We start from the raw sequence: 8,956 nt of genomic DNA on the forward strand, positions 1-8,956 counted from the left end.
GATCGTTCCGGGTGGAAACAGTGTGGATTTGGCCCCCAAGGTCCACCGTCTCCGGCCGGCCATCGGCGTCATAGTGCACAACGGGCTTCGCCGCTTGGCTACTTCAACAGCTCCCGCTCTGACACAACGAGGTCGGTGATGTCCTCCCAGCGGAGCCTTCCGTGATATTCACCCCGTCCGGCAATCGTGATCTCCGGGATCTCTCCGAGGCGAATCTGCTCCTCCTTCGGGCCGCCGTCGACAAAGGCAAATACCGTTCCATCGATATATTTCTGGATGCCTATGCTGAGGCTCCGCCATTTAGCGGACACGAGAACGCGCACCATCCGGTCTAAGTCGCTTTCAGTGACTTCCCGGGACCAGAACAAGGGCCTGCCCCCTGTCATCCGAATCATCTGACGGACGCCATTGGTCCCCCGGAGATTCTTCGGCAGGCGTGTAAAGAAGCACCCGTCCATGACCCAATGGGTTGGCCCGAAACCACTCACCGTGTAAGACACCATACATACCCGGGACCCGCATCCCGTTGGGCATGAAAATTTCGAATCTCCTGGGGGTGGGAACGGCCCTGGCATCCGCGTCTACTGAATCGGGGATAGGGGGAACCAACCGTAATCTAGTCAACTGAACTCAGCACCCTTCGCCACAACGGCGCGCCCGCCGGCACCGGCCAGTGCAGGAGTTTCCGAACCGTCAACTGCCGGCAGTCGCCGCTTCAATGGGTTCACCCCGCGGCTAACCTCGGAACGCCAGAGACGGCAACCGGTTCTGAATTACCTGCACATCCAGCGCCTGCGACGCCGGGATCACCGTCCAATACACACCGGCATCCGCCTTGTTCAGCCCCAGAGCCTCAGCCCGGTCCGCGTTATGCCCGGTATAAAATAACCGATGCACCTGGCCGTCCTCACCCTGGGCAACATCTGTAATGCGGAACGGCTCGCCCTGCCACGTACACGTTGCCAGCAGCTCGTAAAAGTCCTGGATCTCCCCCAGGCCCACCGTCCGTCGCCAGCACCCCTTCGGAGTCTGCTCAAACCCCTCAATCCCGGGATCCGACGTGGCGGCTAATTCAACGGACCGGCCCTCATCCACCAAATCAGCACGGAACACCTGCCCCTGCCACACCGCAGACCAGCCCATAATGTACGACGGCGTATGCACACCAGGCCGGGAAATCCCCGACGTCCCGGCCACACCCCAGCCAGTGGCCACCTCAAAATAAACCGCCAAAAGTTCCTCAGGCGCCCCAGACCGGATCCGCCACAACTCCGCGCCCGGCGGAATCGCACACTCATCCAGGAAATACACCGGCACCACACCACCGGACCAGGCGGCAAAACCCGTCCCCGTAAACGGCGGACGGTCCACAAACTCCGGACCCGCAGCATCATGCACATACACGGACAACGGCACCTGGAACCGCAGCACATCAACGTACCCGGCACTCCGGTCCCACGGGGAACCCGGGAAATCAAGGCCATGAACCTCGAACAGGTCTTCGGGGGTGCGTGCATTCACCGCATCCCCGGCATTCACCACAAACCCCGAAACCGTGTCCCGATTACCACCCACCAGGAACTCAACCTGTCCCGGGCTCAAAGCCTTCTGAAGATATTGCATGCCACTAACCTTTGGTCGCTCTGCTAGTCATCGCTGAGTGGGATAATCTCTATGCTGATATCCCTGATACGTTCTGCCGGGAGCCACCCAGAAACGGAGACGTGTTCCAACGGCTCGTTCTCGCTGAATGGTGTGAAACCATGGTTGTTTATAAGCAGGCGTTTATACATCGAGTCCATCGGATCAATGCTCTCAACGGCTAAGTTCCCGTCCTCATCTTCCGCCATGATCCTTAAACTTCGCCCTGGCCCAAGCCTGCCCTTTACTCGCACCTTGTGCCGATTCGTGACCTCATCAGCGGGTACTTTCAGGGTATACGCAAAGGGAGTCCCAACAGATCGATTCAACAAGACTTCGTTACCCCCCTCATCAATGAGGGCTTTTGTATCATTTGTCACAATGGTAAGCATTCCTCCATAGGGCCTTAGGGACCAAAGTTCGACTTCCTGTCCTCTCCACGTGCCGTAATTTCCGGTTAACTTGCCCCCGTCCTGTTTCCACATATTTATAGGCCATTCCATCCGAACTTGGCGTGTGGCAATAAAGAAAACATTTCAGTTTGCATCTTTCCGCCAATAGACCTCGGACTTAATATTATGGAGCATCCCAGCGGGAAGCCATCCAAAAACTCCCTGCCGCCCTATAGGTTCTTGTTTATTAAACTGACGAAACCCGTGCTCCTCCATGAGGTCCATTTTTTCTTCGGTCCAGAATCCTACGTCGGCCACCACGGCCAGGTTTCCGTCAGCGTCTTCCCCGACGATTTCCACTTCCCGCCCTGGCCTCAACTCACCGGTTGCTCGGACTGCGTGAATATTGGTCACTTCACCCGGCGGAACACAGAGCGTGAAAGCGATCGGCGGCCTGGGGAAGTCATGTGGCTGCTGATGGGTTATCCAATCAGGCCCGGGGTTTTCACCCCCCTCCTGAACCAGGTAGATGAGCCCGCGTATGGGAGACGTCGAGCGAAGCTCATACTCATGCCCCTTCCAGGTGCCATATTTGCCAGAGAGCTTTGTTCCATCAGTTGTCCACATGGTTAGAGGCTAATCCACCTTCGGTTCGCCAAATCGTAGATGCCCACCAGTACCTCATTACCTTGCCTGTCGAGACGCCACATTTCGGCTCCGTCCTTGATCGGTATACCGCCTTCGACCTTTAGTTCTGGGATGACGGGACTGTGATCCACACGACTGCTGGGCAACCCCAACCCGTTGTTCGGCCATTCGGCGAGGTCCCGGATGGGGTACCCATCATCCTCATTAACGAGAGCTTCTTCCCGTTTCCAGTCCGCATCCTGCAGTTCCCAATCCCGTGTCGTGGAGGTGCCCGTGGCGGCCCGGTCAGCTTCCCCTGACCGATCACGCCGTAGCTCATCCACTCTGGCATGGTTGGATCGATCGGGAATCACTATCTTGCTCGCTTCTTCCCCACCTACGGCGAAACGGACGGCATAAACTTCCTCTGTTTCGCCTACCTTGAACGGCATGTTTATCGGTTGGATGGCCACGCCGTCGCGGTCCGTATACATGTAGTCCAGCCGAAGACCAAGAATGATCTCATCGACGGTCCGCAGATCTGCTGCATCCGAGGCCTGCGAAATGAAACCGGCTACGCTCCCCTTATAGTCCTCGGGGCCGCCGTTGACGAGGATTGTCTTTGCGTCCTCGGCACCGTAAATCTTCTGGAATGGCTGGTTGATGTCCCCCGCACCCAGCAAATGCCGGACATCATGAACCATGATCGCCTGGGCGTCAGTCAGGTCATAGTAGTAGCGGGTCGGAATACCCCGCAGAGCGTTTTCCAGCGGGCTGGCACCCGGGCGAACCGGGCCCCGGGTCTCGGCGTCGAAAGCCTTCTCCAGCAGATCAGCAACCTGCGTCTCCACCACATTCGGCGGCAGTTTACCGTCGGGGCCGCGCAGCCCATCCAGGGCCTGGAACTCAGACGGCGAGAGATGGGTGGAGAGGAAAGAGTCCGTGTCCTTCCACGTTGCAGGATCCAGGGAACGCTGCAGCTGTGCAATCTGGTCGTGGCGGGTCGAGACAGTATGGGTGTGGTCCCCGAACTCCACTTTCTCCACCCGGCCCTCAGCGTCGTAGTGCACAACGGGCTTCGGTGCGGGTGCCTCCGGGGTGTCCGGCCCGGCAGAGGAGGAATCAGCACCATCGGTGCCCTCACCGGTGCGCGTGCCGCCGGGAGCTTCATCAACAGCTGCCGCGCCGGGCCGCACGTCCTCTGCCTCACCCTTGACGGCGGGGCGGGCGTCGTCGGCATCAAGGTGAGCCGCGGGAGCCGAAGTCTCGGTGGTCCGGTTAGCCGGGGTGCGGTCCTCCGGTACGGCATGACCGGGCGTGCCCGGTTTGCCGGCGGTGGTGTCAGCTTCAGTGCCGTTGCTGCGGACCGGGGCCTCCGGGGCAGAACCCTTGCCGTTTCCAGGCGCTTCCGCCTCAGGAACGGTGTTCCGGGCCGGGGCCTCCGCGGCAGAACCCTTGCCGTTCCCGGGAGCCTCAGGAACGGCGTTCCGGACCGGAGCCTCCGGTGTCTTCGGCCCACGCGTGGCGTCCGGCGTCGTTCCGGCCGTGGCACCAGGCCGCGTGGCGTCCGGCGTTGTGGTTCCGGATGCGGAACCGGCCCCAGAATGCGTCGCCGCAGCCCCCGAAGACCCCGAACCGCCACCGGTACGGGCCGGCGGAGTATCCGGCGTCAACGCCATCACCCGCGTACTGCCGCCACCCCCGGCACCAGCCAGCGCCGGAGTCCCGAAACGTCCATTGCCGGCATTCGCCAGCGCGTCGTCGACCTTGTTCAGCGCAGACTTGCCGGAATCGATCAGGAACTGATCCGCCGCCTGCCAGGCAGCACCGACCTTCCCGACCGCCACCTTGGACGTGTCCACCACCGTGGTGATCGCGTTGATCTTGAACGCCTGCGCCGCGTCGGTGACCTTCACCGTGACTCCGGCAACCTTGCCGATACCGGTGGCATTGACGACGGCGGACACCTTCCCGCTGGCGTTCGCCACGTCGCCGATCTTGCCCGCCACCGAGCCGACCTTCGCCGTCGCACCTGCACCGGCCGTCAACAGGATCGAAGCCAGGTCAAAGGTGGTGGCACCGGCCGCATACGCGGGGTCGGTCTGCCACTCATCCCAGTGAATCGCTGCCTTGCCCACGGCCAGCAGCTCCTCGCCGGCCTGCTTCACCCGGTCTCCGTTGCCGCTGGCGTGCATCGCCAACTGGACAACAGGGCTGGTCACAATGGCCGCGTTCAGCGCCAGGTTACCCAGGCCTTGCCAGGTCTGCGCGAACGCTTCACCGCCACCCAGGCCCACCATGTTGCCCAGGCCGGTCACCGTCCCGGTGACCCCGCTCCACACACCCTTACCGAAGGATGCGATTCCGTCCCAGGCGTCCCGGTACCAGGGCTTGTCCCATTCGGTGGGCTGGCCCCACGGCACGTTGCCCTCCACCGCGGCGGCGTCGAGCTGGTCACCGGTAAACCCGAAGGCAACTTCACCGGTTTTGGCGCCCTCTTCCGTGGTGAGGACGTAGGACGGTCCGCCGTAGATGCCGCTGATGGCGTTGGCACAGAGCCGCTGGGCTTCCTGCAGGTCGGCGTAGAGCCGGTTCAGGTCCCCGATGATGTTCTGCTCGGCCTGGATCAGGCCTTCGTCGTCGTCCCAGTCGTCCTGGCTGCGGCCCCGGGTCCGGGACAAGAAGTTGGCTGCGTCGGCCTTGACCACGCTCAGCCGGGTCTTCAGCGAATCGACGGTGTCCGCGTAGGCAAGCACCGCGGTATTGACCGTGCCTGCTTCAGTCACCAGGTCTTCAGCAGAGGTCGTCACGGGGGCGAAGGCCGAATACACCACCTCGGAACCGGCGATCTCGTAGACCGCAGGCGTCTGCAGCCGGGACCAGGCCGCCGCAGAGTCCGCGGCGGTGATGCTGACGTCGCCGACGGCGCTGACCAAGCCCGCGGCGGCGGTGCGGATCGCTTCGGGATCAGGCAGCACTGCCTCAAAGGCGGCGATGTCGATGCTCATGGATTCCCCCGGGTAAACAAATGAAACAGGAACGAGATAGGACGGTACGGACGACGGCGGCCGGCTTAGATGGGCTGCGGACCCGGCCCGTAGTGGGCTGCCGGCTCGGCGGACGGCGGCGGATCATCGGCCGCTGCCTGCGCAGCCTGCATTGATGCTTCGCGGGCGTCGGCGTCCATCTGCGCATCCGCTGCGGTAAGGATGCCCAGGACGGTGTTCACGGCATTCACCGCGTTTGACGAGCGTCCCGCGATGTTGGTGAAGGCCGGATTAATGGTCTTTTCCGTCAACGCACCCAGCTCGGCGCCCACCGGTTCGGCCATGCAGGCCGCCGACAACTCGGCGAGCCGTTCACCAACAGCGGTGAACTGGGTGCCGTAGCCCTCAAGCAGGGGTGCCACATCCTGCAGCACCCCCGAGACAGCCTCCGGGCTGACGTTGTAGCTCATCCGCTAGCCAATGTTCGCCACGGCGCTCTTGGCGCGGGTCCCGGCGCTGGAGGCGGTCTGGTCATTGAGGTTCAGCGTCTGCTTGACCAAGGCAATGATGTTGCGGGTCTCGTTAGCGGCATTCCGGAAACGGTTTTCCACGGCCTGGTACTCCTCGGAGACGCCGTCGGCCTGGAAGTCGGACATGGCCGCGTTCACGGCCTTTTCACGTTCGCCGATCAGCGACTCAAGCCGGGCGACAATGCTCTGGATGTCGCCCTGCACGGCGGCAGAGGTGTCGGTGTCATAGCTCAAACGATCCTGGGACATGGCAGTTCCTTTCGAAAACGGTTGGGAAGGGGCTTAGCGCGAAGAACCGAAGCGGGCGGCGTCGAAGCTGGCCGCGCCCTGCTGCTGCGCTGCGTTGTCCGCGGACTCCTGGTCGCCCATCTGGAAGGAGCGGTCCATCTCGGACTGGCCCATGAGGATCGCTGAGAGGGAGCTGTTCAGCTCGTTAGCGATTTCGTCCGTGCGCGCCTTGAACTCGTCGAAGCGCACCCGGCCCTGGCCGTTGAACTTGCCCTGCAGCGGTGTCACCGCCTCCATGAGGTTCCGGACCAGCTGGCCCAGGTCTTCGTTGGAGTGTCCGGTCTGCTGCGTGAGCGTTCCAAGGGTCGAGGACCCCATATCGAATTTCATGTCAAACCACCTTTGGCACCTGCGTGCCCTCGTCCGGTCATTCCCCCCGCTGCCGGACGGTCCCGCAGTTGCCGGGCCGTTCCGCTGAGCGGTACTCCATCATCCAATCGGCCCGACTGCCCCCGGTCAAGCGGCTGGCATGGGCAGAACTACCCATGCCAGCGCGTGCACACCCGGACGCACCTTCCCGGGATAGTCCCCGGACCATGTAAGGATATGTAGCGTACTTGTTATCGGGGGAAGGGGGACACTGTGGCCAGCGACTACGACAATCAGCTCATCGAGTCCGTTGCCGTACGCCGGAACCGGCTGTTGACCGCGCTGCTCTACGGATCAAATCCTAACGAGCGGCGCTGGGCAGACACGGTCAAACTCTTCCTCTTCAGCATCGCCCTGGCCGCGCTCATCGCTGCCGTGTGCGTTGGGTACTCGTTCGTCACCAATCTGCTGGAACAGAACCGCGCCAAGCAGGCTGAACAGCAGCAGGGCAGCGCGTTAGTTTCCAACGGTATTTACGACAGTGTTTCCGACAGTATTTACGACAGTGTTTCCGACAGTGGACCGGCGCATGGGTCCGCTCCGCACCTAAGCACCGAGACAGGAGCCTGGCTGCCATGGCGCATGCCTATACACGGGTGACACTAGTTGGCGAGCAGCGGCATCTGGATCTGCTGCTGCCCTCGGACCAGCCGGTGGCAGGACTGATGCCGCAGGTTCTTGACCTGCTGGAAGATGTTCCGCAGGCGGAAGTGGCGGCGAAGGTCCTGGTCGCTGCGGACGGCAGGGAACTGGCCCCTGAGCTCACCCTCGACGAAGCGGAAATCCTGGACGGCTCCTCCCTGCAGCTGTGCAGTGCTTCCTCCGCTCCCCCGGCTCCGATTGTTTACGACGTCACCGATCTGGTGGTCTCGGAGACCGAGGAGGTCCCCGGCCGCTGGAACCGGCGGTGGAAGGACACCACCGGCGGGGTGTTCGCTGCCTTTGGCCTTTGGGCCGGCGCGGAACTGCTCACCAATGCGGTGGCCCCGCAGTCGGCCTGGTGGGTCCTGGCGGCCCTCTCCGTGCTGGCCGCCGGGACCGGGATTCTCCTGGGGCGGCGGGCCCCGGCCTCTGCCCTGGGCCCCGCGGTCCTTGGGGCCGGCTGGCTGGCCGGCAGCGGAGCCGCCCTGCACGTTGCCGGCGTCATCGGCGCTGACGGACAGGGCCCCGGCGGCCAGGACGGCTACGGGTATGCCGGGCTGCTGTTCGCCGCGGTTTCCATCCTCACCCTGCTTGCCCTTGGCGCCGCGAACCGGCAGCCCAAGGCCATGTACACCGGAGCACTGATCCTGGGACTGGCCGCTGCCTGTTGGGTCGGCGCGGTGACGGTCACCCCTTCCCCGGTCCACGCAGCCGCCCTGGCTTCGATCGCCGGTGTGCTGCTGCTGGGCCTGCTGCCGGGACTGGCTTTGTCCGCCTCCGGCCTGGCCGCGCTGGACGACCTGCGGGCCAAGGGCGGGCAGGTCACCCGCGTGGACGCGCTGTCTGCTGTTGCCTCCGCCCATGGCGGGCTGGTCGCCGGCACTGCTGCTGCCGCGGCGTCGGTGGCTGCCGGCCTGTGGGTCCTCGGCACCGACACGGCCTTCCAGGTCTGGTCGCTTCCGCTGCTGGCGGTGCTGACCCTGGCCATCTTCCTGCGTGCCCGGTCCTTCCCGCTGGCACCGGAGCGCCTGGCACTGTACGGAACCACCGCCGTCGGGCTGGCCGCCCTGGCTGCTGGTGCGAGCCGGTACTTCGCTGCTGCCCCCTGGGTTCCGGGGGCCGGTGTGCTGCTCCTGGCGGCCGCCGTCTGGCTGGCCCTGGCCCTGGAGGTTCCGGACCACACCCAGGCCCGGTTCCGGCTGGCAGCGAAGCGGCTGGAAACCCTGGCGATCCTCGCCGCGGGTATGTTCGGGATTTTCGCGCAACTGCTGGAGAGCTTCTAGATGACTTCCACCGATCCCGCCGGCGGCTTCGGCGCCCCGGCCCCCGTCTCGCCGGACGGTTTTGAATCCCCCCCGCAGCGGCTGCGGCGCACACTGCGGCCCCGCCCCGCGGAAGGACCGGGACGCCGGGTCTTCCAGCAGGCGGCCGACATGTTCCGCGGCGACGACTATCCGCAGTCCCTCGCCGAAGCCGCGGC

General features: G+C 63.8%; 11 protein-coding genes. 3 read left to right on the forward strand and 8 right to left on the reverse strand.

Going from position 1 to position 8,956, the window contains the following annotated elements; all coding sequences use genetic code 11:
- Positions 1 to 98: 98 nt before the first annotated feature.
- The 8 genes from RTN46_RS15205 to RTN46_RS15240 all read right to left on the reverse strand — a co-directional run bounded on the left by RTN46_RS15205 (position 99) and on the right by RTN46_RS15240 (position 6,795).
- Positions 99 to 326, reverse strand: a complete 228-nt coding sequence (locus RTN46_RS15205) for a hypothetical protein (RefSeq protein ID WP_312182627.1) — start codon at positions 324 to 326, stop codon at positions 99 to 101.
- 409 nt (positions 327 to 735) lie between these two features.
- A complete protein-coding gene (locus RTN46_RS15210; protein WP_312182628.1) occupies positions 736 to 1,623 on the reverse strand; it encodes a hypothetical protein in 888 nt (295 codons plus the stop codon).
- A gap of 23 nt (positions 1,624 to 1,646) precedes the next feature.
- Positions 1,647 to 2,126: a hypothetical protein gene (locus RTN46_RS15215; RefSeq protein WP_312182629.1), complete on the reverse strand. Its 480-nt coding sequence runs from the start codon at positions 2,124 to 2,126 to the stop codon at positions 1,647 to 1,649.
- A gap of 51 nt (positions 2,127 to 2,177) precedes the next feature.
- Complete coding sequence (locus tag RTN46_RS15220; RefSeq protein ID WP_312182630.1) at positions 2,178 to 2,660, reverse strand: hypothetical protein; 483 nt, start codon at positions 2,658 to 2,660, stop codon at positions 2,178 to 2,180.
- 2 nt (positions 2,661 to 2,662) lie between these two features.
- Complete coding sequence (locus RTN46_RS15225) at positions 2,663 to 5,668, reverse strand: hypothetical protein (RefSeq protein ID WP_312182632.1); 3,006 nt, start codon at positions 5,666 to 5,668, stop codon at positions 2,663 to 2,665.
- A gap of 65 nt (positions 5,669 to 5,733) precedes the next feature.
- The gene (locus RTN46_RS15230; RefSeq protein WP_312182634.1) at positions 5,734 to 6,117 is read right to left on the reverse strand and encodes a DUF6507 family protein; all 384 of its coding nucleotides are present in this window, start codon (positions 6,115 to 6,117) and stop codon (positions 5,734 to 5,736) included.
- 3 nt (positions 6,118 to 6,120) lie between these two features.
- Entirely contained in the window at positions 6,121 to 6,426 is a 306-nt protein-coding gene (locus RTN46_RS15235) for a pore-forming ESAT-6 family protein (protein WP_312182636.1), read from the reverse strand.
- A gap of 33 nt (positions 6,427 to 6,459) precedes the next feature.
- Positions 6,460 to 6,795 carry a hypothetical protein gene (locus RTN46_RS15240; RefSeq protein ID WP_227894924.1) on the reverse strand — a complete coding sequence of 112 codons (336 nt, stop codon included), beginning with the start codon at positions 6,793 to 6,795 and terminating at the stop codon, positions 6,460 to 6,462.
- 252 nt (positions 6,796 to 7,047) lie between these two features.
- Here RTN46_RS15240 and RTN46_RS15245 point away from each other — a divergent pair, with 252 nt between their 5' ends.
- From RTN46_RS15245 to RTN46_RS15255, 3 genes are all read left to right on the forward strand, one after another.
- Positions 7,048 to 7,434: a hypothetical protein gene (locus tag RTN46_RS15245; protein ID WP_312182639.1), complete on the forward strand. Its 387-nt coding sequence runs from the start codon at positions 7,048 to 7,050 to the stop codon at positions 7,432 to 7,434.
- Positions 7,410 to 8,759 carry a type VII secretion integral membrane protein EccD gene (gene eccD, locus RTN46_RS15250; RefSeq protein ID WP_312182641.1) on the forward strand — a complete coding sequence of 450 codons (1,350 nt, stop codon included), beginning with the start codon at positions 7,410 to 7,412 and terminating at the stop codon, positions 8,757 to 8,759. The genes RTN46_RS15245 and eccD overlap by 25 nt, the downstream gene beginning before the upstream one ends.
- A partial coding sequence (locus RTN46_RS15255; protein WP_312182642.1) for a hypothetical protein occupies positions 8,760 to 8,956 on the forward strand: 197 nt, incomplete at its 3' end.

This window comes from Arthrobacter sp. (assembly GCF_031988865.1).
Taxonomy (GTDB): Bacteria; Actinomycetota; Actinomycetes; order Actinomycetales; family Micrococcaceae; genus Arthrobacter_B.

What these genes read in the sequence shown, in the direction of transcription:
- RTN46_RS15220 (WP_312182630.1), bottom strand. Translation starts at nt 2,660, where the DNA reads ATGTGGACAACTGATGGAACAAAGCTCTCTGGCAAATATGGCACCTGG.
- RTN46_RS15210 (WP_312182628.1), bottom strand. Translation starts at nt 1,623, where the DNA reads ATGCAATATCTTCAGAAGGCTTTGAGCCCGGGACAGGTTGAGTTCCTG.
- RTN46_RS15240 (WP_227894924.1), bottom strand. Translation starts at nt 6,795, where the DNA reads ATGAAATTCGATATGGGGTCCTCGACCCTTGGAACGCTCACGCAGCAG.
- RTN46_RS15230 (WP_312182634.1), bottom strand. Translation starts at nt 6,117, where the DNA reads ATGAGCTACAACGTCAGCCCGGAGGCTGTCTCGGGGGTGCTGCAGGAT.
- RTN46_RS15205 (WP_312182627.1), bottom strand. Translation starts at nt 326, where the DNA reads ATGGTGCGCGTTCTCGTGTCCGCTAAATGGCGGAGCCTCAGCATAGGC.
- eccD (WP_312182641.1), top strand. Translation starts at nt 7,410, where the DNA reads ATGGCGCATGCCTATACACGGGTGACACTAGTTGGCGAGCAGCGGCAT.
- RTN46_RS15235 (WP_312182636.1), bottom strand. Translation starts at nt 6,426, where the DNA reads ATGTCCCAGGATCGTTTGAGCTATGACACCGACACCTCTGCCGCCGTG.
- RTN46_RS15225 (WP_312182632.1), bottom strand. Translation starts at nt 5,668, where the DNA reads ATGAGCATCGACATCGCCGCCTTTGAGGCAGTGCTGCCTGATCCCGAA.
- RTN46_RS15215 (WP_312182629.1), bottom strand. Translation starts at nt 2,126, where the DNA reads ATGTGGAAACAGGACGGGGGCAAGTTAACCGGAAATTACGGCACGTGG.